This is a genomic window from Alistipes putredinis DSM 17216 (assembly GCF_000154465.1).
GTDB classification, from domain to species: domain Bacteria; phylum Bacteroidota; class Bacteroidia; order Bacteroidales; family Rikenellaceae; genus Alistipes; species Alistipes putredinis.
Window position 1 is genome coordinate 1,072,499 of sequence record NZ_DS499577.1, and the last position, 20,891, is coordinate 1,093,389.

The 20,891-nt window shown below is 52.1% G+C and carries 35 protein-coding genes; 3 read left to right on the forward strand and 32 right to left on the reverse strand.

Annotation, left to right across the window (positions count from 1 at the left end):
• Positions 1-18: 18 nt before the first annotated feature.
• From ALIPUT_RS05285 to ALIPUT_RS05420, 30 genes are all read right to left on the reverse strand, one after another.
• Positions 19-366: a VRR-NUC domain-containing protein gene (locus ALIPUT_RS05285; RefSeq protein ID WP_004328717.1), complete on the reverse strand. Its 348-nt coding sequence runs from the start codon at positions 364-366 to the stop codon at positions 19-21.
• 1 nt (position 367) lies between these two features.
• Positions 368-1,039, reverse strand: a complete 672-nt coding sequence (locus ALIPUT_RS05290; protein WP_227088820.1) for a hypothetical protein — start codon at positions 1,037-1,039, stop codon at positions 368-370.
• A gap of 242 nt (positions 1,040-1,281) precedes the next feature.
• On the reverse strand, positions 1,282-1,494 hold the full coding sequence (locus ALIPUT_RS05295) for a hypothetical protein (RefSeq protein ID WP_004328719.1): 213 nt from the start codon (positions 1,492-1,494) through the stop codon (positions 1,282-1,284).
• Positions 1,491-1,916 carry a DUF4494 domain-containing protein gene (locus ALIPUT_RS05300; RefSeq protein ID WP_004328720.1) on the reverse strand — a complete coding sequence of 142 codons (426 nt, stop codon included), beginning with the start codon at positions 1,914-1,916 and terminating at the stop codon, positions 1,491-1,493. The genes ALIPUT_RS05295 and ALIPUT_RS05300 overlap by 4 nt, the downstream gene beginning before the upstream one ends.
• Before the next feature lie 18 nt (positions 1,917-1,934).
• The gene (locus ALIPUT_RS05305; RefSeq protein WP_004328721.1) at positions 1,935-2,219 is read right to left on the reverse strand and encodes a hypothetical protein; all 285 of its coding nucleotides are present in this window, start codon (positions 2,217-2,219) and stop codon (positions 1,935-1,937) included.
• Positions 2,220-2,238: 19 nt separating this feature from the next.
• Entirely contained in the window at positions 2,239-2,415 is a 177-nt protein-coding gene (locus ALIPUT_RS12760) for a hypothetical protein (RefSeq protein ID WP_004328722.1), read from the reverse strand.
• Complete coding sequence (locus ALIPUT_RS05310; RefSeq protein ID WP_004328723.1) at positions 2,399-2,887, reverse strand: class I SAM-dependent methyltransferase; 489 nt, start codon at positions 2,885-2,887, stop codon at positions 2,399-2,401. The genes ALIPUT_RS12760 and ALIPUT_RS05310 overlap by 17 nt, the downstream gene beginning before the upstream one ends.
• Positions 2,884-3,672, reverse strand: coding sequence for a DNA-methyltransferase (locus tag ALIPUT_RS05315; protein WP_004328724.1), 789 nt, complete (start codon positions 3,670-3,672; stop codon positions 2,884-2,886). Before ALIPUT_RS05315 ends, ALIPUT_RS05310 begins: the two co-directional genes overlap by 4 nt.
• Positions 3,669-4,520, reverse strand: a complete 852-nt coding sequence (locus ALIPUT_RS05320; protein WP_004328725.1) for a hypothetical protein — start codon at positions 4,518-4,520, stop codon at positions 3,669-3,671. Before ALIPUT_RS05320 ends, ALIPUT_RS05315 begins: the two co-directional genes overlap by 4 nt.
• Before the next feature lie 4 nt (positions 4,521-4,524).
• Entirely contained in the window at positions 4,525-4,836 is a 312-nt protein-coding gene (locus tag ALIPUT_RS05325; RefSeq protein WP_004328726.1) for a hypothetical protein, read from the reverse strand.
• Positions 4,833-5,108 carry a hypothetical protein gene (locus ALIPUT_RS05330; protein WP_004328727.1) on the reverse strand — a complete coding sequence of 92 codons (276 nt, stop codon included), beginning with the start codon at positions 5,106-5,108 and terminating at the stop codon, positions 4,833-4,835. The genes ALIPUT_RS05325 and ALIPUT_RS05330 overlap by 4 nt, the downstream gene beginning before the upstream one ends.
• Positions 5,109-5,111: 3 nt before the next feature.
• Positions 5,112-5,273: a hypothetical protein gene (locus tag ALIPUT_RS12765; protein WP_004328728.1), complete on the reverse strand. Its 162-nt coding sequence runs from the start codon at positions 5,271-5,273 to the stop codon at positions 5,112-5,114.
• Between the two features lie 4 nt (positions 5,274-5,277).
• On the reverse strand, positions 5,278-5,487 hold the full coding sequence (locus ALIPUT_RS12770; RefSeq protein ID WP_147554521.1) for a hypothetical protein: 210 nt from the start codon (positions 5,485-5,487) through the stop codon (positions 5,278-5,280).
• Positions 5,488-5,732: 245 nt separating this feature from the next.
• Positions 5,733-5,930, reverse strand: coding sequence for a hypothetical protein (locus tag ALIPUT_RS05340; RefSeq protein WP_004328730.1), 198 nt, complete (start codon positions 5,928-5,930; stop codon positions 5,733-5,735).
• 4 nt (positions 5,931-5,934) lie between these two features.
• Positions 5,935-7,422: a DNA cytosine methyltransferase gene (locus ALIPUT_RS05345; RefSeq protein WP_004328731.1), complete on the reverse strand. Its 1,488-nt coding sequence runs from the start codon at positions 7,420-7,422 to the stop codon at positions 5,935-5,937.
• 6 nt (positions 7,423-7,428) lie between these two features.
• Entirely contained in the window at positions 7,429-7,689 is a 261-nt protein-coding gene (locus ALIPUT_RS05350) for a hypothetical protein (RefSeq protein WP_004328732.1), read from the reverse strand.
• Between the two features lie 2 nt (positions 7,690-7,691).
• Entirely contained in the window at positions 7,692-7,940 is a 249-nt protein-coding gene (locus tag ALIPUT_RS05355; protein WP_004328733.1) for a hypothetical protein, read from the reverse strand.
• Between the two features lie 22 nt (positions 7,941-7,962).
• Complete coding sequence (locus tag ALIPUT_RS05360) at positions 7,963-8,250, reverse strand: hypothetical protein (protein WP_004328734.1); 288 nt, start codon at positions 8,248-8,250, stop codon at positions 7,963-7,965.
• Between the two features lie 202 nt (positions 8,251-8,452).
• Positions 8,453-8,803 carry a hypothetical protein gene (locus tag ALIPUT_RS12100; protein ID WP_004328735.1) on the reverse strand — a complete coding sequence of 117 codons (351 nt, stop codon included), beginning with the start codon at positions 8,801-8,803 and terminating at the stop codon, positions 8,453-8,455.
• Positions 8,804-8,913: 110 nt separating this feature from the next.
• Complete coding sequence (locus ALIPUT_RS05370; protein WP_004328736.1) at positions 8,914-9,489, reverse strand: P-loop NTPase family protein; 576 nt, start codon at positions 9,487-9,489, stop codon at positions 8,914-8,916.
• A 7-nt stretch (positions 9,490-9,496) separates the two neighbouring features.
• Positions 9,497-10,252 (reverse strand): hypothetical protein, encoded by a 756-nt coding sequence (locus ALIPUT_RS12105; protein ID WP_004328737.1) that lies wholly within the window; start codon positions 10,250-10,252, stop codon positions 9,497-9,499.
• Positions 10,253-11,035 (reverse strand): SWIB-MDM2 domain-containing protein, encoded by a 783-nt coding sequence (locus ALIPUT_RS05380; RefSeq protein ID WP_004328738.1) that lies wholly within the window; start codon positions 11,033-11,035, stop codon positions 10,253-10,255.
• Positions 11,036-11,425: 390 nt separating this feature from the next.
• On the reverse strand, positions 11,426-12,163 hold the full coding sequence (locus ALIPUT_RS05385) for an MBL fold metallo-hydrolase (RefSeq protein WP_004328741.1): 738 nt from the start codon (positions 12,161-12,163) through the stop codon (positions 11,426-11,428).
• A gap of 17 nt (positions 12,164-12,180) precedes the next feature.
• Entirely contained in the window at positions 12,181-13,122 is a 942-nt protein-coding gene (locus ALIPUT_RS05390; RefSeq protein ID WP_261794178.1) for a recombinase RecT, read from the reverse strand.
• An 8-nt stretch (positions 13,123-13,130) separates the two neighbouring features.
• A complete protein-coding gene (locus tag ALIPUT_RS05395) occupies positions 13,131-13,415 on the reverse strand; it encodes a hypothetical protein (RefSeq protein WP_004328744.1) in 285 nt (94 codons plus the stop codon).
• A 29-nt stretch (positions 13,416-13,444) separates the two neighbouring features.
• Positions 13,445-15,430: an AAA family ATPase gene (locus ALIPUT_RS05400; RefSeq protein ID WP_004328745.1), complete on the reverse strand. Its 1,986-nt coding sequence runs from the start codon at positions 15,428-15,430 to the stop codon at positions 13,445-13,447.
• Positions 15,431-15,448: 18 nt separating this feature from the next.
• Positions 15,449-15,688: a helix-turn-helix domain-containing protein gene (locus ALIPUT_RS05405; RefSeq protein ID WP_004328746.1), complete on the reverse strand. Its 240-nt coding sequence runs from the start codon at positions 15,686-15,688 to the stop codon at positions 15,449-15,451.
• A gap of 7 nt (positions 15,689-15,695) precedes the next feature.
• Entirely contained in the window at positions 15,696-15,968 is a 273-nt protein-coding gene (locus ALIPUT_RS05410; RefSeq protein WP_004328747.1) for a helix-turn-helix domain-containing protein, read from the reverse strand.
• The gene (locus ALIPUT_RS05415; protein WP_004328748.1) at positions 15,959-16,207 is read right to left on the reverse strand and encodes a hypothetical protein; all 249 of its coding nucleotides are present in this window, start codon (positions 16,205-16,207) and stop codon (positions 15,959-15,961) included. The genes ALIPUT_RS05410 and ALIPUT_RS05415 overlap by 10 nt, the downstream gene beginning before the upstream one ends.
• Positions 16,204-16,449 (reverse strand): hypothetical protein, encoded by a 246-nt coding sequence (locus tag ALIPUT_RS05420; RefSeq protein ID WP_004328749.1) that lies wholly within the window; start codon positions 16,447-16,449, stop codon positions 16,204-16,206. The genes ALIPUT_RS05415 and ALIPUT_RS05420 overlap by 4 nt, the downstream gene beginning before the upstream one ends.
• Positions 16,450-16,667: 218 nt before the next feature.
• On the opposite strand from ALIPUT_RS05420, the gene ALIPUT_RS05425 reads away from it, so the two are divergent.
• From ALIPUT_RS05425 to ALIPUT_RS05435, 3 genes are read left to right on the forward strand one after another with little or no spacing between them, the layout of a single operon-like run.
• Positions 16,668-17,009, forward strand: a complete 342-nt coding sequence (locus ALIPUT_RS05425; protein ID WP_004328751.1) for a hypothetical protein — start codon at positions 16,668-16,670, stop codon at positions 17,007-17,009.
• 11 nt (positions 17,010-17,020) lie between these two features.
• On the forward strand, positions 17,021-17,851 hold the full coding sequence (dinD, locus tag ALIPUT_RS05430; protein WP_004328752.1) for a DNA damage-inducible protein D: 831 nt from the start codon (positions 17,021-17,023) through the stop codon (positions 17,849-17,851).
• Positions 17,848-18,117, forward strand: coding sequence for a hypothetical protein (locus ALIPUT_RS05435; protein ID WP_004328753.1), 270 nt, complete (start codon positions 17,848-17,850; stop codon positions 18,115-18,117). The genes dinD and ALIPUT_RS05435 overlap by 4 nt, the downstream gene beginning before the upstream one ends.
• Positions 18,118-18,148: 31 nt before the next feature.
• Here ALIPUT_RS05435 and ALIPUT_RS05440 read toward each other — a convergent pair whose 3' ends face one another.
• Positions 18,149-19,288 carry a site-specific integrase gene (locus tag ALIPUT_RS05440; protein ID WP_004328754.1) on the reverse strand — a complete coding sequence of 380 codons (1,140 nt, stop codon included), beginning with the start codon at positions 19,286-19,288 and terminating at the stop codon, positions 18,149-18,151.
• Between the two features lie 217 nt (positions 19,289-19,505).
• Positions 19,506-20,891: a tRNA uridine-5-carboxymethylaminomethyl(34) synthesis GTPase MnmE gene (gene mnmE, locus ALIPUT_RS05445; protein ID WP_004328755.1), complete on the reverse strand. Its 1,386-nt coding sequence runs from the start codon at positions 20,889-20,891 to the stop codon at positions 19,506-19,508.

The window sequence follows — 20,891 nt, forward strand, 5'->3', positions numbered from 1 at the left end:
AAGGCAAAAAAATAAAGTTTACTTCAAATAAGCGTCGATTTCGGCCATGAACTCGTCAAAAGAGCGGCAGATGACATACTTGTATCCGGCCCATTCCGCCCGCTCCTGCCATGCCTTTTGCGATGGCTGTTGTCGGCCCGTCGGGGTCTTCATCTCAATACATAAGCCGTGAAACCGCTTTGCCGGGAACAGGAGCAGGAGGTCGGCGACGCCTTTCATCGTTCCCTCCGCTTTCATGATCGCCGCCTCGGATCGAAGCCGTGCCCCGCCGTTCGGGACGGCGAAGAGGAGCAAGGCAAGCTGCGGGTATTTCATTCGGAACCAACGGACGCAGGTCTGCTGGATGATGCTTTCCTGATGCCTCATATCAATACCGAAAATCCGTGAAATGGATGATGACGCCGTGAAAAACTTTATCCCCTTTCGGGTGTCGGCCGAAGAACCACTCTTTGAAGTCGGTTGTATTCAGTCCGTCGTTTTTGGCGATTTCATAGCAGTCCGCGTCGATCCATTCTCGACCGTCGATGCGGGCCGTGATCGTATCGTTTTCGCTATGATAATGCAGCTCTATCCGCTGAATGCCGATAGGCTGGTCGAGGCTGGCAATCTCTACCTGCGGCGAGTTGTACGGACGTCCCGACCATTGGCGGATCGAGAGGCAATAGCCGCCCCGTTGCATCTTCTCCGCGATGGCGTTCCATTGGTCGAAATTGCCTCGGATGGTATGCAACTTACAGCCTGATGCGAGCTTTTCCTTGAAGCCAGTCGGCTGGCCTTTCCGGCTATGCGTCGTCGGGAACACCCGCGACAAGGTGATGACGATTTTCTTCTTTTCCATTTTTCGTGGTGTCGTTTGTTCCAAATGGAGGAAATTCGGGCATGTTTCGGTATCCATATCGAAGCATGCCATAATAAACGGAGCGGGCGGCAATTTACGCCGCTCCCATGCGCGGAAGAGATGATACCTCCGGCATTGGTCGCTCAACAGGCAGCAATAGCCGCTGCAATGAGCTATGTCTTTATTGTAGGTTGTTTCCATGATTCAAAACTTATTGCTATTTCGCGCGGAAATGCGGGTATTTTACATTATCTACTGTCGGCCTTAATGGTAATTGCGTCGCATCGGATTCGAGCGTATTCGCTGCCAAAACGACCTCTTCGGATAACCTTTGCAGGGACGGCGGGTTTCGATATAACCCCATCCGCATCGTGGGCGTTGATATTCCCATGAGATCAAGGAATTTATGACCCGCTCCAAATCCATGAATACCTCTGCCAGCCCTACCATGATGCGTCCTCCTCGAATATATTTCGTTGTTCGGGTTGCTTGGTCGCCGGAGTGCCGAGCGCGTCATGCACCCGCGCGATCTCGGCATCGACTTCCCGCTCGACCGCCTTGCTCTGATTGAGCGCTGTTTTCGACCGAGTGCGGAAATACTCCTTTTGCAGCTTCCGCATGAGGGCTACTTTGTCGAAGAATTGCCGCGCGTTCATTTCTCGGAGATTTTATAGGCATCGACAATCGGGGTCTTGACGATGGAGGCAACCTCGTAATCCGATACCGTGCCTTTCATGCCCTCGGCGAGGTTCTTGGCGGCCTGATTCAGGTCGAATGCCTGCACGAGGATATAGATCGCTTTTTTGCGCTCTGCGCCCGTATTCTCGTCGAGCGTGATGAGGTTGATTTTGGCTTTATAGAAGTGATCGCCGTCTTCATCCCAAAAGATTTCCGAGATGTTGCTGCGCTTGACGGCTGACACCGAGAATGCTCCCGATGTATAGGGCATCATCTCGTTGGTGATGCGGGCCTCTGCCTCCGTGAATGAGAGGGCATCGACCAAATACGGCTCTGTGATGGTTTTCAGAGAACCGTTCTCTCTCGTCTTTTCATAACGAACTTTTGTTGTAAACCACATGATGATAGATGTTTTGAGTTAGAATTTCGGGGTGTCTTTGGTTATGCGGCGCAAAGCGCGGATCGCATTGTCTATCGTCTGACCGACGACAAAGGGATGCGGCGGCCTCCCGTTCCCGCCGCGCCTCCATTTTTGGTAATGATGTAGTGCTCGTAGGGTTTCCACGGCCGACATATGATCCTCTTTGAATTTGCAGAGGTCGTCGCATCGGTATTGATTCAGAGTGATGATGCAATGTCCGTAGCCGTTTGCATCTTCATTCTTGAAAAAGGCGCATTCGCCGCATTTGCAGGGTCTCGTCATGTTTTATTCGTTTTGTGAGTTATTCATTATCTTCATCTTCAATTTCTCCCGTAGGCTCTCGGATGAATCCGATTTGCCGGATTTCGGGGCCGCTGACATCTTCAAAGATTACGACGGCAATATCTCCGTCAGTCTTGCATCCAACCAGCCGACATCCGGACGGGATGCAGACCTGAATCTCATAGGTGCGTTTCATTCGATTTCTCGTTTTTTAAGAAACACATCCATATCGTTTTGCCGCCTTTGCCGGACGTATGCCCGAATAGGGGCTTTTGTCCGATGATCTCGATGATCCGCGCGGTGGGTATCTGCTGCTCATTCCATTTGAAGATGAGCGTTCCGTTCGGTTTGAGAACACGCATACATTCTTCGAATCCTTGCCGGATGTCATCCTCCCATGAGGGGAGGAGGCGACCGTATTTTTTCGCCAGCCATGACGATTCGCCGAGGTTATTCAGATGCGGAGGATCGAACAGGACGAGATAGAACGAATTATCGGGAAACGGCATCTTGCGGAAGTCCCCGACGACATCGGGCCTGATCTCCAATCTGCGCCCATCGCAAAGGGTATGTTCCTCGCTGCGGCAGTCCATGAAGACCGTATCGGGGTTGTCTTTGTCGAACCAGCACATCCGACTGCCGCAGCAAGCATCCAAAATCTTTTTCATACGAATAGCGATTTTGAAATTCTTGGTAATACCTTTACTCTTGCCTCGGCACAGAAATCCTTTTTGATCTCGAATCCGTATGCTTTTCGGCCCATATTGGCAGCCGCGAGCAGGGTTGTTCCGCTTCCTGCGCACGGGTCGATGACTACATCCCCTTTGTCGGTGAATATCTCGATCAGGCGTTCCAGCAGGGGAACGGGTTTCTGCGTCGGGTGGATCTTCGGCGTATCTGTATCGCGTACCCAATCGAAGCAGTTGAATATCATCCTCCCGTCATTGTTGAATTTCGGTAGGCGGTCGCGGTAGAGAATCAATCCGTATTCGCAGTTGCCGACGACTTTCATGTTGGCTTTGAGTACCTGCGCGGAGAAATCCTTGCGGAATACGAGCGGGATGTAGCGTTTCAGTCCATATCGTTGTCCGAGTTCGATATAATAGTGCATCTGCTCGAAAGGACAGAAAAGGATCATACAGGCCGCGCCTCCTTTCGATCTTCCCCCCCCCTCGGATTTCTCCTCTTTGATAGGCTTGTCCTTACGAAGCATTTGACTACAAAAGTGCATGAACTCCGCAGGCCGGAAATCCTTGTCGGTGTCGAAAAACTGCTTGCCTGCGAGTGCGCTCTCGCCGTTCTTATTGTCGCCATCAACATACCATGCCGGATTGCTGGCATAGGCATTCGCACCGAGGTTATACGGCACATCGGCGATGATAAGCTGCGCTTTGGGGATGCCGTATGCCTTGAAATTTTGAAAATGATCGTTGAATAATTCTATGTCTTTCATAGTGTATTTCCGTTAATTGGTAGCCATTGGTAGAGGCTCGGTTTGCGCTCTAAATCGCCGCGCCATTCGGCGGCATTATCGTAGTCGATGAGTTCGATGCTCCCATCCCGTTTGTCCCTGACAAGACGCGGCAGATTGCGAAATATCTCATCTATGGCGTCATCGGTGGCAAATCCCCATTTCGGGTCGGCCTGAATGTCGCGCCATTGCGTCAGAGAAGAAAGCCGATATTTCAGGTCGGCAACCTCTTCGACTTGCTTATCCAATGCCCGCTCGTATGCGGCAGCGGTCTGCGGGGCAATATCTTTCGCCTTGCCGATGTTGCGCCAATAGCGGCGAATCCAATTCCACATTGCATAGTAGAACTTATCCCGCATATCCCGCCGGAGCAAATCGGCCTGCGTGTCGTACTTGGCCTTGTGGAGGCATGGAGCGGACTTGATGCAGCGGAATGTGCCCGAATCGGTGATATACATCAGCCCTGCGAACTTCGGGCATTCAGCCTCGGAGATGATCCCTTCCGGACAGACATACCAAAAGTAGTTCGGTCGTCGATCGTCAATTGTTCCATCCGAGGCGGATAACCCTTGTAAGATGCGCATCTTATTCTGCTTATGGATTGCCTCATTCAGGAAATCCGAGTGGCTGATCTTGATCTCGCACTCGTACACGTATCCGGCTTTGGAGATTGCCAAATAATCGGATTCCCACGCATAGAAGATGAAGCCGACCATCTCGAAAGCGGGTTTTGTCAGAATTGGATGATTCCAATACAACGCCTGCTGGATGCTCTCCTCGGTGTGTTTCGGTTTGGTCGGGGTTCCTCCCCGTGTCCCTCGCATTCCCATATCGCTACATCATTTCGCGCCAGCCGGTGACTTTGGCGTGGGTTGAGTGTTCGATGAAGAATCCGCCCAATTCAGGCGCATAGAAATCGGTCTGAATCTCCCCGCTGGAACATTTTACGAGGACATTCTTATTCGCTTCGGGCATGAAGTCTTTCGGGTCGATCCAGCAGGTGTAGAATCCCTCCATTTCTTGCTCGGCGAGTTCGGCCGCATGGGTCATTGCCGCCCGGAGCTGCCATTTGGCGTGGTCGCTCATCTCTACTGTGAGATGAGCCATGCACCCGTCTATAAATTCTTTTGCTTTCTGACTTTTCATTCCTCGGTCATGTTTTGGACAAAAAGTAGTTTTGTCGCACATTTGTCGGGGTCTAATGCGCAGGCCCCCGTTTCATAGCATGCACATTCGCTGCAATACGCTTTAATCGCTTTCTCACGCATTCGCATCTCGGCATCCTGCTCGGCAAGTTCGATAGCGGTAGACACATCCCATCTTGACACGACCAACTCGCGCCCTCCGAATCTTTCAGCATACTCTTGTGCCGTACACGTGGCATGTGTAATGTATTCCTTTGCTTTTTCGCTTTTCATGGCTCAATCGTTTTCATCGTTATCGTCATCGGGATAGCTCACATCCTCATAGTTCACGCAGAAGTCGAAGCCCGGATCATCGTCGAATACGCCTTTGGTTTGGCATTCTTCGTATTTTCGGCAGTTGTAGCAATGACATTCGTTTATTTGTCTGTTGATTTTCATGGTTCTATTCTTTGCGTAATCGGATGATATATTCGGCATTCGCGCATCCTTTGTCGATCATCTGAATACCGAGGAGTTTGTCGGCGGCGTAGGATCGTACCCATTCTTCGTCGCATGGAGCGAGCTGCTTGCCATCCTGTGTGTTTCCATGAAGAGCGAAATGATCGTCTTCCTCGACAATGCGGCATGGGTAGGATTTCGCTATACGATTCATGAATCGGTTGATTTTCTGCACATAGTAGGGAAATGGTGCTTTAATAGTTCGATTACCGTCGTCATCTTCCCGATAGCAGTTCGGGCAATAATGATGACTGCTTACCGAGTGCCAATCCTCCTCGGATGCTTCTTCTTCCGCTGTGCTGCGGTCATACCAAGCACTATTGTCATTGCTATTGATGAGGGTCTCCCCGCAACGGTCGCATGTAACGCCGTATAAGATTTGAGGTTCAATCATGGTTATTAGCTTTCTTTGTTGGGTAGTTCTGTTAAAATTCCGATTTCTTTTACCGCTTCGAGGATGTGTAGAATATCCCGCATTGCCGAAAGCATACGAGGATCAATCCCCTCTACGGAGCAGTTTTTAATCACGTTTCTCTGAAAATGAATCAGGAAGTCCATGTCGTGATTAAGGATTGCGGTTATAATTCTCTTTGCCATAGTATTATGCTGCTATTTGTATCGGACGCCAATCGCCCTCAATTAATCGGGCACAAAGGGCCTCGCAGAGAACCCGCGCCATATTGACCTCGACCGCGTTACCGATGAATTTCTTTTGATCGGCCTGTGTCCCGACGAGAACGTAATCGGGGGGAAAGCCCATGATCCGTTTCAATTCGGGAATGCGGAGCATCCGCATCTTTATATCGACGATGCCGTACAACGCCATGAATCGCTTGATTTTTGCCATCGCCGGACTGTCGTCAGAGGTTATTGTGGTTGTGCTTTCTTGCTGCTCCATTCGGCAGGTTACGAGCTGGAGTTTCGGATTGGTTGTAACCGTCGGTGCAGGGCTTTCGATGTCGCAGGGCGCTCCGTTCCCGTACTGCATATCCACGAACGCGAGCCTATCCCTTGTGGTCAGCGTCGGCGCGGGTGCGTCGATGGAGTGGTTATGCCCGTTCCCGTAATATGCCGTGATGAACGAGTGATGATCCCATGTCGTTATTGTCCCCGCAGGCTCTTCGACCGAAACGCATTTGCCCTCCGGACTGCCTCCGTAATGCTTGGAAAGGAAATTAACCTGCGCAATGCCGAGCCTATTCTGCGTTGCAACGGTCGGGCAAGGTTCGTCGATGCTCGGTGCGTGGTATTTCCCGGTTTGACTCATCGAGTTCCATTTCACCAAGAATGCCTCTTTGCCGCCTGCAACAAACTTGATGAGACCCGCGTAGATGCGTTCGAGGGTCGCATCGACGAGCGGTTTCTTGCGCCCGAAAATACTTTCGCCCTCATCGGAAAAGTCCAGCACCTCGCGCACGGGCTTCCAGCGTTGCGTCCGACCGAATAATCCCGTTGCGCCGTCCTTGCTGTGCGTCGGTTCGGGGAACACTATCGGGAGGCTCTCTTTGGCGAAGATGCCGAAGAATCGGCGACGAGTGGTGTATGCCCCGTAATCGGCCGAGTTTAGAATCCGATGCGCGAACCGATAACCGTAGCCGCAGACATTCGACACCCATTGCTGATACAGCCGTCCTGCATCTTTACTGATCGGCTTGCCGTTCTCGTCGAGGTCGCCCCATGACATGAACTCCTCGACGTTCTCGATCTGAATGTAGTCGGGGTTGATAGCCTCGATGTATCGGAAGAGATGCTCGGCCAGCGTCCGGCTGTCGGCATCGCGGGGCTGGCCGCCTTTGGCCTTGCTGAAATTCGTACATTCGAGACTGGCCCACAAGACGACGAACGCATCGGGATATTGCCGCCGCATTTCGGCGATATGAGCTGTCAGCGGCGAGAGTTCCAGCGTGCGAATATCCTCCGTGAAGTGCAGCGCGTCGGGATGATTAGCGGCATGAGAGGCAATCGCATTTGCATCATGGTTTACGCACCCGATGACCTTTGCACATTGCCGTCCATCATGGCGAGCGTTCTCAACGCCGGTAGAGGTTCCGCCAGCTCCGCAGAATAAGTCGATGTATAGCAGTTTCATATCGCCTTATTTTTTGGTTTCGCATTCATTCCATCGACGTGCGATCTCTTCTCCGAGTTTCGTAGCGTCGGGTAGTGTTTCTTTGAAGTCGCGGTACAAATCGCGGCTGAATAGCTTTATTTGGCCGATAGGGATATTCCATCCGCAGTCGGGGTCTTTGATGCAGAGATCGACCCGTCCGTGATTATCATCCGGTATGCAGAGTAGTTTTACCCGTTGGGTATCGAAACTACCCTCGACGAACTGAAATTTTGGTTTGATCTCCATGACTATTCCTCCTCGATTCCCTCTTCAATTTCAAACTGCGCCAATGCCTGTTGGCAGCCGAAGCAGAAAAAGTCGTTGAGCGCATCGTAGATTGATTCGGGGATTTCATCATCTTCTTCAAAGTTCCCCTCGACGCACTCCGAGCTGCCATAATGTCCGATATGCCGTTCGGAATAGGTTTTGCCGTTGATCGTTACATCGGTTTTCCAACCGTCAGCGGTGATTTCGATACTGATTTTATTCTCTTTCATAGTTGCGTTGAATTATTGATTATTACATATCCCTGCCGTCCATGAATTTACCGAGGCCGAACCACACAAAGGATTTCTCCCAATGGCGTTCCCCGACATACCGGATGATCGACCAGCGCGTAACGACCATGCGTGGGTAGGTGTCTGTCTTGGGGTCGTACCCCTTTCCGATCCTGATGTACTCTTTCCCGTTATCGCCGCGAAAGAGCATGAAAAACTGCGATTTCAGCGGGCTATTGTCGTCCACCCATGCGCAGATGAGGATGCGCCAGCCGCGAAATATTTTCCTGATAGCTCCTATGTGAATCATGATTAACTATATCTTACTTGTGAAACATTTTCGCAACGCACCCACATCGGGTCGTCTGCATCAATTCCGCTGTCATCGCATAAGGCAAATAAGCGTTCGGGAAAGTTGCATGATATGACTTTATACCAGCTTCCTCTGTATTCTGCGATCATGCCTGCGCAAAATCGTAGTGCGTCAAATTCGTCTTGTGTCATGGTATCGGTTATTTCACGATTTTATCCGGTTTGCAATCAAATTCCCAATCTACGTCAGTCCCGTAGCAGGTGTGGATTTCTCCGATGTTCATCCCGCATCCGATTTTTGCCATCTGCACGGCCTCTTTGCGAGTGTGGGCGCGAATCTCGAAAACGCCGTCGAAAATGAATCGGGCCTTGACTTTGTAAATCCGCTTTTTCGGCTCTTGCGGATAGGTTTTGAGCCGCGCTTTCAGCCTGCGGATCGTTGCCCGCGCTTCGGCTCCCTCTTTGGAGGCTTGGATGTCGGGCATCTTGCCCTCCAATTCGGCGATGCGTCGCTCGATTGCCTCCCGTTTTAATTTTACTTCTGTCCCCATTGCGTTGAATTTTGTGTCTTTGCTCTGTTTTCTGCGATATGCCGCATTATTTCGGATTATCCGACCATCTTATCGCCGTTACCTGAAACTCGCGGCAAATCGCCTTAATTTCATTTGTCCCGATAGGTCTCATTCTTGAAAATGATGACTTCGAGCATCTCGTTGAATCGGTCTGCGATGCGGTTGCCGTACTTCTCGCGGATTTGCGATTTCGTGAGATTGGTCGTGATGAACGTGAAGAGCTGCATGTTGTAGCGATATTCGAGCATATCGACAACCGGATTGAGGATGTTCCCATAGTCGAGAACCTCTATCGGTTCGCGCCCCATGTCCTCAATGGCGATCATCGGCATATTGCGTAGGTTACGGAATGCCTCGAAATCCTTTGCGAGCATAACTACCTCCTTTGCATCGACGATCCGAATACCGGCCCGTTTGCCCTCGAAATGCCCTATGTCGTTGAGCCAATTCACCGCCGACTGAAAGGCATACAGGAGAGTTGTTTTACCATTGCCGGGTACGCCGCAGAGCATTACCCCGAACTTGGCATCGTCGCGGATCAGGAATGCGGCCAGCCGTTCGATGTTGGTTTTGGTCGCCTTGTCCTCGATGAACCTGCGGTGGCGGTATTCGACTTCCGCCTGATATGCTGCCAGCAGAATGTCCGCTGCCTGCTTCAAGCTCACCGACCACTTAAAATTTCCCCTCGTAGTCTTCCGGGCGAGTAGCTGTCGCCTCAGTCCCTCGACGTTTATCACATGATCTTTGTTGATTGATCCCATTTCGTTTGTTGTCTTCTTTTTGCCATGTTGCCACCGCCGCACGCCAGTTTTTCATCTTGTTTTTGCCGACATACCATCCCTTGCTCTCGTAGAAGTTCACGAATCGCTCGGCATCCACCGTGTACCCCTTTTCCCTGATATAAGAATCAACCTCCTCGATAGAGGGCGGGGAAAAGCGTTTTTCGCTTTTTCCACTTTTCCCCTCTCTATTGTCTTTTATATTCTTATTATTCTTATCTTCTGTGCAGGGATCGTTGCACCCGTCGTTGCAGGGGTCGTTGCTGCCCTCGTTGCATCCTGCTGTGCTATTCTGCTGGTAATCATCGTAATTAACTATCGTAATCATCGTTGCACGGGTGGCAGGGTGTTTCGCGCGGCTTATCATCTGATCTGCTTCGAGGAGAGATAGAAATTTGAGGATGGTATGCTCGGACGGCTTGCGCTGCACCCCGTTGTCATCTTTGTATGCCCACCGCTCGCGGAGATAGTGGACGGATGCGATCAATTGCCCCCGTTTGATGGTTACGAGGTCTGATCCAACAAGGCGTTTGCTATCTCTCCATTCGGCGAGCATCAGCAGGTCGATCCACCACTTCAATTTTCGCGGATCATTCCATATCCAATGCTCCCGAATGGTTTGATATATTTTTATCCATCCTCCCATCATCTATTTCCCCACGAAAGCAAAGTAGATTTCAGCGAATTGTTCACCTGCGTATTTCGCCAGCGCGGACGATTTGAAGCAAAGGCGAGACCCGACAGCCGCATGCGTACTCGAGGGCGCGTTACGCGAATACGCATACGCAAAACCGGCAGACGAGCCGTCATCCGCATGACCGCCGAACAGGACAACTTTCTTGCGCTCCTCCTTGTCCATCTTGGCGATCTCCTCCTTGGTGTAGAGCCAAAACCACGGGAAGTAGCGGTATTCGTCCTCGGTGAACTGCGGTGTCCAACCCTCGTTGAGAGCGGCGATAATGATGCGGAGTTTGAGGTAGGCTACGAGATCGGAGCTAATATCCGAATCGTCTTCGAGGAACAGATGCCGTTTGTGGTATTCTTTTACGAGCGGATGGTGCTCGCCGAGTTCCTTGAATGCGTCATCAAAGGTCTTGATGCGCTCCATGATGTTTTTCGGGCGGAACATCTCCTTGCCGAAGAGATTTTCGAGCATCTTCTTGTTATCGGCATTGCCTTTCTTGTAGGCATCGAGCAGGTTGTTTTTCTCGATGTAAATATTGTTTCCGTTCATTTTCAGTATGTTTTTTAATTCGTCTTGCGTAAAACATTTCGCGCATTCCATGATGAAGTGCGACAGATGCGCTTTGTCGCACCAATATCCGAGGCGGTTGCAGTCTGCGATATTCCTGACATCACGGTAAATCGTGAGTTCGACGAATATCTGTCCCTCTTCCTCCTTGCGGGTCTTGTCCTGCTTTACTATCAGCATTGCATTCGATTTTTTAATCACTCATATCGACATGGTGTACATTCTTGCATTGATCGCAGATATATACCACATCGTTACACCGATACAGGTATTTGGAATTATCGAACTTCCGCCGGATATGCCCGGCTTCCCTACATTTTTTTAGTTCGGAAGCATTAAAATCGAGTTGCCATCCGAGGTCAGTATATCCCTTTGGCAAGACGAATTTGTTTCCGTTAGGGTTTGGTATTTTTTTCATTCTCAATTTTCTTTAATCGTGGAATAATCCTTTTTGTCAGTCTTACGGCATTGATGAGCCGCGTATTTCCGCTGTCTATCTGCACGTTTTCGAGTATCTGCGGCAGGTAGCGGATCAGCGTTGAAACTATATCGTTCGGCACGGGTCGCATATCAGTAGGGCATTTTATCGAGATTGACCTCCAATCCTGCACGGGCGATATATGCCGGTTTTCCGGCGATTTGCCGAACTTCTTCGGCGAATCCTTTGGCATTGCTGTTGCCGTCGGAGAGATGCAGTAAAATCACCTCATTTGCCGCCGATAGGTCGGTCGTCCGCAAAATCTCTTTCGTCGTCTGCAATTCCATGTGCGAACCCAGCAGCCGTCCCCGCATGGCGGGAGGCATCCGCCCACTGTCGATATTGCGCTGCAAGATTGCATCGGAGTAGTTCGCCTCGATCATGATGTGATTCAGGTTCGGCAGCCGGTATTCCAGCATCATCGTATCGGTGATGAAAAGCAGGCGTCCCATCTCCTGATGCTCGATGACGAACCCGACGCACGGCACATCGTGGACGACCGGCAGTACGAAGACCTTGAAGCCTCCCACTTTGTAGCCGTGCATCGGTTCGATTATCTTGCAGAATACGCGATTTCTCGGATTGGCGGCGTCGAATACATCGGCGAGAGCCAGTACGCGGATGCCGCAGGTGAGAAAGTCGTTCAACGACCTTGCATGATCTTCGTGTCGGTGAGATACGAGGCATCCTACCACCTTGCCGAGCTGCCAGCCGAGACCCTTTTTGATGTCGCGCATCGGTATTCCCGCCTCGACGATCAAAGTTTCATCGGCCGCTTCGAGGATGTAGCAGTTGCCCCGTGATGAACTCCCCAAACATTTCAAGATCATACTCTCGTGCCGTCAGATCAGTATTCAGGTGCAGGAGCGGGTGCGGCCTGCTCCGATCCGGTTTCCTTGACTTCCCCCGTTTCCGTATCGACCTCCTCGTATTCCGTTGCCGAGAGATCGACCGTCTGCGCTGCGGCATTATCGAGCGTGTCGTTGCGGTTCGACATGGCCTCATCCTCGACATCGTGAGCCATCGCGTTCTGCATCTCGACGGAGAGATAGCCGTATTTCGACAGCAGGCGGCGAATCACCGTTTTCAGAGCCATGTCGTTGAAGTTGCCCTCCCATCCGACTTTCTTGCCGATGATGCCGTCGTTGGCTTTGGCGATGAGCTGCGCGACGGTCGTTTCTTTCTTCACGGAGGGAGAATACCGCTTGGCGTAGGCGGCCATATCCTCGACGGTTACATAGAGCGTCTTGGAAAAGCCGTTGAGCAGCTCGAAATAGCAGAAGTAGCCGATGATCTTGTCGGAGGTCTTTTCGCCGTCGAAAGCGATCTCTCCCGTGAGCTTGTTCACCTTGCGGACTTCGCCCTCATAGACTACATCGGCATTGATCGTCCGGTACTGCCCCGTTCGCATGGCGAGCTGGATATAGCCCTTGTAGCCGGGGATGAACGTCGGCGTCGGAACTTTGATCCATTCCTCGCGTCCGGTCTGCTCGTTGGTTACTTTTACCGAGTTGTTGTAAACCACGATGTAGGCGAAACCGAGGGCCTTGTTCAGAGGTAGGCGGAGGGTTGCCGCGCGGAGTGCTTCGATGATGATTGCCGAGGGCTTGCAGGTCTGCAAGGATTTGTCGCCCGTATAGAGGTCGATGAGCGATGCGACGAACGTATCCTTGTGCTCGCCGAGGGCGTTCTTGAACTGCTCCTGTATTGACGGAGCATTGATTGTTGCTTTGAGCAGATCGACGGGGCGATCCTGCTTTGCGATTGCTTGATTCATTGTAAGGTTGATTTTGAATGTTAATTTTCTGCGAGTTTTTTAAGAGCGGCGAGTTTTGCACTGAGAGACACGACTTCTGCCATGTTGGGCCGTTCGATGAATGCGGCCATGCTTTCGATTAGCCTTTTGCCGCTTCCCATGATCGCTATACATTGGGCCGTCATGTCGCTGTCTTGCGGCTTCTCGTTTACGAGGAGGATGCAAGACCTCTCATTGCCCCCCCCCTCCTGCATCAGCGTTTCGATCTCTTTTACCATCTCCTCCACGCGGAGGATAAATGCGCTTTTCTGTTCTTCGGTTTTCATAATTGCGTTGAATTTTAAGTGAATGATTATTAGTCGAAAAGGCTCTTCGGTTGAGCCGGATTTCCGTTGTGCTTGATGACGAGCTTGTCGTCGAGCGATACGAACAGGCGGATAACCTGCGATTGTGTCGGATGCAGGGTATTGACGCTTTCCGAACCATCGGCGAAAATCGGGGCGGAAATGCCCTCGAAACGGCATATCGCGTTGATGATGTCGATACCCGCGTTGAATTGCCCTGCGGTATTGGCATCGGAGAACGGCACGCCGTTCACCATTGCTTCGCACGTTTCCACTTCACCTCCGTTGATCTGTGTCTCGAAGAGGCGGAACTTCACGAAGTCGAACAGCCCGTTGATCTTGCTTTCGATGGCCTCCGTGCGGGCTTTCGAGAAAGCTGCCATCGTGAACTCGATACCCTCCAACTGCGCGAGTTCTTCCGACTGCATCCGGAGAGACTTTTCGAGTTCGGCGATGCGCTGGTTATTCTTCTCGATCTGTTCGCGCTTCATCAGCCGCGATTTGAGCGCGTCGATTCCGACGGTAAGAGAATCGCGTCCCTCGCGTAAAAAATCATCCTCTGTGGCGGCTATGGGCTGCGAAACTTCCTTTTCGAGTTCTGCGATCTGTTCTCCGAGTGCTATATACTCGGTGTTGGCCGCGATGGTCGGGGTGGCGTCGGGTTCGATGAGTTTTGCCGTGAGGATGCCGCTCATTTCGATTTCGGAGATGATAGATACCTGCTCGGCGATCTTTTCCTCGATTTCGCTGATATATTGATTCACCTCCTCCATGCGGAGTTTGTTCTCCTTGCCGCGACGATTGTTCTCTTCGAGGTCGGCGGCATTCCGGCGATTGAAGTTCTCGGTAATCTCCTGCTGGCGGCTCTCGATCTCCTCGATCTCGAAACGGCGCTTGCAGGTCGGGCAAATAAACTCGTTCTCATCGAATACGAGCTTGCGGGCATTGATTGATTGCCATTGCTTGATAAGCTCGGCGCGGCGATCGGTGCATACCTCTACCTCTCGGCGGGCATTGGCGAGGTCGCGCTCGGCGGCGGCTTTGTCGCGCTTCGCCCGCTCCAAATCCTCGGCAGCGGCCCGCTGCTTGGCCTTGTCGGAACGGTAGAGGGCCTGTACTTCGTCCTTGATTTTGAGTTCGAGGGCCAGCCGTTCGTTTTTCAGGTCGCTGATTTTGCGCACCGTTGCAAGCCGTTCCTCATTCGCGGCGGCATAGGCTTTCGATGCGTCGTTAATCTGTTCCTCGACCTTTGCGAGTGCCTCTTGTTTTTGGCGGAGTTCTTCTTCGAGGGCCGCCCAATCCTCCGCCTCCGGCACATCGCGGCGGCGTTCGTCGATACGTTCGGGGATGGCCTCGATTTCGGTTTTCAGACGGCGTTTTTTCGCGGCGATCTCTTTCTTGTATTCCTCCATCGTCTTACCCGTGAGCGAGGCAAGGAGGGCCGCAAAATCGGCATTTCCGGCGGCTATCTCCTCGTCGGTGATACCTCCGGCCATACGGAAGAGCATCGACCGCTGCGTATCTACCGACTGCGATGTGAAGTAGAGGGGATTGGTGATGAACTTGAATACCTGTTCGGGACAGATGGCGGCGATCTTCTCGTTCCACTCCTTGACCGAGCAGGGTACGTTGTTGTAGAGGCGTTCCTCTTCATGTCCGACGAACTCCTCGACCGCCGAGCCGCGTTTCTTCGTCCATTTTTCATTGAACCGACGGCAGAGGGTTACGACCTCGCCATCGACCAGCAGGACGGCCGATACCTCGTGCGGGAGTTTCGGGATGATGTTTCCGGCCTCGTCGTAGGTCTTGATGCCGAACTGTTTTCTGTCCTCGCTGTTCTTGCCGAACAGGAGCCATGTGAACCCGTCGAAGATCGAAGTTTTGCCGATGCCGTTGCGCCCGTAAATCTCCGTGAGCGCGGGGTCGAACTCGACCGTCAGATTACGCAGTCCCTTGAAATTGAGGAGCCTGATTTCTTTAATGATTACCGTTTTCATTTGCGTTGAATTGAATGTTTACTGAATACTCTCGATGTAATATTGAGCGACCCTTTTCCCCGTCGTCGTCTCAACCCTCGTCGCTTTGAATTTGATTTCGGGATGGCTTTTCCGCAGGTCGCTGATGCGCGATGCGAGCCTCATGCACCCGAAGAGCCGCAATGCTTCGAGGCTCGTGATCCGGCTGCCGTTCAGCAAGTAGGCGAGTATGCGCTTGCATTGGCTTTCGGATTCCTGAATATTAGGGTTGTCGTTCATATCTCTGCTATTTATGCGTTACGGCGTAGGTCGTGCCCCTGCTGCGGATTTCATCGTCGGTCGGGACGCGGGATTGAAGCTGCCATGCTTCGATCTCCTTTTTCCTGAAATAGATTTTGTTGCCCTGCTTGTAGTGCGGAATCTTCTTTGCACTCGTCAAATGCCGCACGCGGCTTTCGGATATGCCGAGCAACAGGGCGATCTCCGAGGTATTGAGCACCTCTTTCGAACCGAGAAGTAGAAGCCGCTCGATACGTTCCAATCTTTCCTCTACTCCCATGTGTCGTCCTCCTCCTGCATCGTTTTCGACATTTCGGGAATCAGCCCGCGAGCGTCCCAATAGTCGCACATCCGAAAGATGAGATACCAAGCCCCGAATCCGATGATCTTCGGGATTATCAGGGCGAGCAGCCATGCTCCGAGCGGTTGGTCGTCTATGGGGACGGAGAATGTCCCGATAACGGCGATCATACCGACGACCATCAGAACGTAGTATCGCCAATTCAGCAGAGCTTTCATATTTCATTGGATTGCACCTCCGATTTTGGGAAGAGGCCGTTTATATTCAGGTTGTAGCGACGGGCTATGATACTCTGCGTCAGCTCGTCGGGGACTTGCCGACCGCAGAGCCACATCTTGACCGTATTCTCGGAACGATGCGTGAGCGCAGCGATCTCGGCGATGAAATTCTGCGCGGGCGTCGGCTTCTTTTTCTGCTCCGCATAGAGGTCGAAAAATGATTTTTTCTCTGTTCTGCTCATATTTCGTCGATAATTATTCACTTGTTAGGTACTATTTTTATATATTTGCACCCGACGGATTTTATTGATGCGTCAATATCTTCCCGTATTGCAAGGGCAAAGATAAATACTTTTGTTTGGATAACCAACATATTTCTTTGTTTTCTGCAAAGAAAAATATTTGGCATAGATTGGGATTTGCGTTTGAATAAGAATAACATTGTGATATACAAACATATATGACAGGACAGAAGATAAAGGACATACTTCGCTCGGAGGGCATCACAATTGCGGATGTTGCGCGGATGCTCGGACATAATGGGGATCAACGTCTGCATAGTGCCCTGAAATCCGAGGATGTCAAAAGTGGGTTGATCGAGGATATTGCCCGTGTTACCAACAAAAGTGTTTGTTATTTCTATGAGGGTAGCGGGAATACGGTAGCGACGGATCACGGTATCGCGGTATCGGGTGATTCGAATCAGATCAATGCGCTGTCGGAGAAATTCATCGCCCTGCTCGAAAAAAAGGACGAGCAGATGGATCGGCTCATCGGGATTATAGAAAAGAATAATAAATAGAGGTCGGATATATGAAAACAGAAGAGATAAAGGAGTTGTTCGAGCAGTTCGAATCTATCGCCAATGAGTATGAGGGGATCGAATGTTGGAGTGCGCGAGAACTTTGCGGGCTTCTCGGCTATTCGAAGTGGGAAAAATTCTACAATGTAATCGAAAAGGCGCGGGATGCGTGTGTAAACGCAGGAGAGCATGTCGAGGATCATTTTCCCCGCGTCGGGAAAATGATCGAACTTGCCAAAGGTGCGCAGCGCGAGATTGATGATTATATGCTGACCCGCTATGCCTGCTACCTGATTGCGCAGAACGGCGATCCCCGCAAGCCGCAGATCGCATTTGCACAAAACTATTTCGCTGTGCAGACCCGTAGAGCGGAGTTGGTGCAGCAGAGAATCCTCGATTACGAACGGGTGCAGGCTCGCGCGAAGCTGGCAGAAACCGAAAAACGACTGTCAGGCGTCCTGTATGAGCGCGGCGTCGATAGCCGGGGTTTTGCGATTATCCGGTCGAAAGGGGATAGGGCTTTGTTCCATCTTGATACAGCATTGGTAAAGCGCAAACTCGGTGCACCCGATTCCCGTCCGCTGGCCGACTTTCTGCCGACGATCGGTATCAAAGCGAAAGATTTTGCCGCCGAAATGACCTCTGTAAATGCCGAGCAGAAGAATTTGCACGGACAGATGGCGATAGAAAAGGAGCATGTCGATAACAACGTCGCCGTCCGCAATATGCTTTTGAGCCGGGGTATCGTCCCCGAACAGCTCCCTGCGGGCGAAGATGTGAAGAAAGTCGAACGACGGCTTAAATCGGAGGAAAAGACGCTAATCAAGGGGAAGAAGAAATGAGCCGCAGACGGGTTTACAGCGACAATACGTTGGCTATTATGGAGCGGTTTTTCACGGCGTTCGACATTGCCGTACAGAATCGGCTGATAAAGAGTATCGCCGAATATTGCCGGGATAATTCGATAGCTCCGCCTCATTTCTATACGCAGCGTAAAGACCGCAATCGTGGCTATTTCGAGGTCGGATGGCTCGTTCCGCTGGTTCGGGATTGCGGCATATCCGCGACATGGCTCCTGACCGGACGGGGCATGATGTTCCAGCAATAGAAAAAGGCATCGAAACCGATGCCTTTCTTCGTTAGAATATGTCGGGTATCTTGGCGACCGCTGCCTGCTTGTTCTTGTCGAGCACCTTTGCGTAAATCTGCGTGGTCGATAGCTCCCGATGTCCGAGTAGCTTGCTGACCGTATAAATATCGGTTCCGAGGTCGAGCATCATCACCGCGAACGTGTGGCGGCCGCAATGGAAGGTTATATCCTTATGGATTCCGGCCCGCAATACCCACCTTTTGATCGTTTCGTTGGTGCAACTCGGAGAGTGGATGTTGGGGAAGATATGCTCGGCGTCCTTGCCGCGCTCGCCCATGAGTTCGGCGGCCTGCGGCGGGATGTCGAGATATTCCTGTCCGCTGGTCTTCTTCTGTTTGAAGATAATCCGAGTGAACTCTCCCTGCTGATGCACATCGCCCCATGTCAGACGGATCACGTCGGAGCGGCGCAGTCCCGTCAGGCAGGAGAACAGGAACGCCCGCTTGATGGCCGGATATTCGCATTCTGTTTGAGCGAGCCGCTGCACCTCTTCGATGGTCAGGTACATGCGTGTTCCCTCTTCGGCCTTGAAACCCTCGACGCCCCTCATGGGGTTGATAGGTATGATGCGATCCTCGTATGCTTGATTCAGGCAGGCCCGCAGTTTATTGAAGTAGCTGACCCGTGAATTGCGAGACAGCGGATGATCCTTGATGCGATCCCGCTCGTCGCAGCTCCACGCGCACGCATCTTTCTCTAAATAGTCCCGAAATCCCTGCACCCATTCCTGCGTGATCTGCGAGAACCTGATCCGCTCGTTCGGCTCGTATTTTTGGAGGTGTTTCAGGCATGATTTCCAATTCCCCCAATTTCCGGTACTCTCCGCTCCGAGCCGCCGGGCGCACATCGCACGGTAGTAGTCGAAGAAGAGGGTGTCGGAGGCGTATGCCGACTTGAAGCCATGCTCGCCGTTCTGCACCTCGACGATGCGCCGTGCCTTGATCGAGTTGGCGAGTTGGAGGGTTTGCCGGTTCGCCTCCCTGTCGGCTTTTGTCTTTTCGGGAATGAGGTACAGTTTCAGAAATTCGTATTCCCGCTTTCCGTTCAGGTAGATGTCGAGGTAGAGGCTGACGTTCCCGTTCGTCAGCTTCTTGCGCCTGATCCGGATCGGTTCTTTGATCTCCGCCATATCCTTTTGCGTTGAATGATTTTTGTTACTTCTGTTACTCATTTTGGCCGAGTAACAGAATAGCAACACAAAAGTAACAAATTATTTGCATCCGTACAGCAAAGAGATGAGAAAATTTTGTTTGGCAGATAAAACTGTAAATAGCTTTGTTATTGCTGTTTATATGCCGATGATGTGCTGGCGAAATGGCGTTTTGGTTAATTGGAAAAATGACGACCTATTTTCCGATGCAGAATTTCGAGAATATTTGGCTGAGAATATCGTCGTTGGTGATTTCGCCTGTGATGGTGCCCAGGTGGTGGATGACCTGGCGGATGTCTTCGCTTAAGAGGTCGGCCGAACGATCGTCATCGAGGGCCGTGAGGGCTCGGTGCAGGGCGTCGAGGGCTTGGCGCAGGGCCTCCAGATGGCGGCTGTTCGAGATGACGGGATCGCCGTCGTAGATGCTTCCGGTGTCGAAAGTCGCGCGGAGTCTGGCAAGGAGCCGTTCGATTCCTTCGCCGGTTTTTGCCGAGATGAAAAGAGTGTCGGGGTTTGCCGACGATACTCTATATTCGATCCCGCAGCCGGAGGATACCTTCGATTCGGTGATACGTGCATCCGGGCTGTCGCATTTATTGACGATGAGCAAGCGAGTCTGTTCGGACGTAATCTGTATGGCGGGAGGTATCGGGCAGGTCGCATCGACGACCTGAAGTACGATTTGTGCGCGGCGGATCATCTCCTGCGTGCGGTCGATGCCCATCTGTTCCAGGCGGTCGGCGGTATCGTGCAGCCCGGCGGTGTCGATGAAGCGGAACAGAACGCCGTCAATATTGAGCGTCTCTTCGATCGTGTCGCGTGTGGTGCCTGCGATGTCGGATACCAGGGCCCGCTCTTCGCCCAGCAGACGGTTCAGAAGGGTGCTTTTGCCGACGTTGGGTTCTCCGACAATAGCGACAGCCACCCCTTTTTTGATGGTGTTGCCGAGTCTGAACGAGTCCGTCAGGCGGGTGATTTCGCTTTCGATGCGGTGCATCATCTCCCGCAGGCGTGCACGGTCGGCGAATTGAACGTCTTCTTCCGAAAAGTCGAGTTCGAGTTCGAGGAGCGAGGCCAGTTGCAGCAGTTCGTCGCGCAACGCACCCAGTGCCGCCGAATATCCGCCCCGCATCTGGGTCGAGGCCATGGCGTGCGAAGCCCGGGAATCGGAGGCGATCAGATCGGCGACGGCTTCGGCCTGCGCGAGGTCCATCCGGCCTGCGAGGAAGGCCCGAATGGTAAATTCGCCCGGTTGCGCCATACGAGCGCCGGAGCGAAGCAGGAGTGCGATGATTTCGGAGACGATGTAGGGCGATCCGTGACACGATAGCTCGACGGCATCTTCGCCCGTGTAGGAGTGCGGTGCACGATAGATGGCCGCGACTACGTCGTCGATCGTTCTGTCCCCGTCTATGACTTCGCCGTAGTGCAGGGTGTGCCCGGCGGCTTCGGCCAGCGGTTTGCGCCCCCGAAAGATGCGGTCGCAGCAGGCGATGGCTTCGGGACCGCTCAATCGGATGACGGCGATGGCTCCGCCCGAAGCGGTGGCGGGAGCGACGATGGTATCGGTCGATGTGTTCAT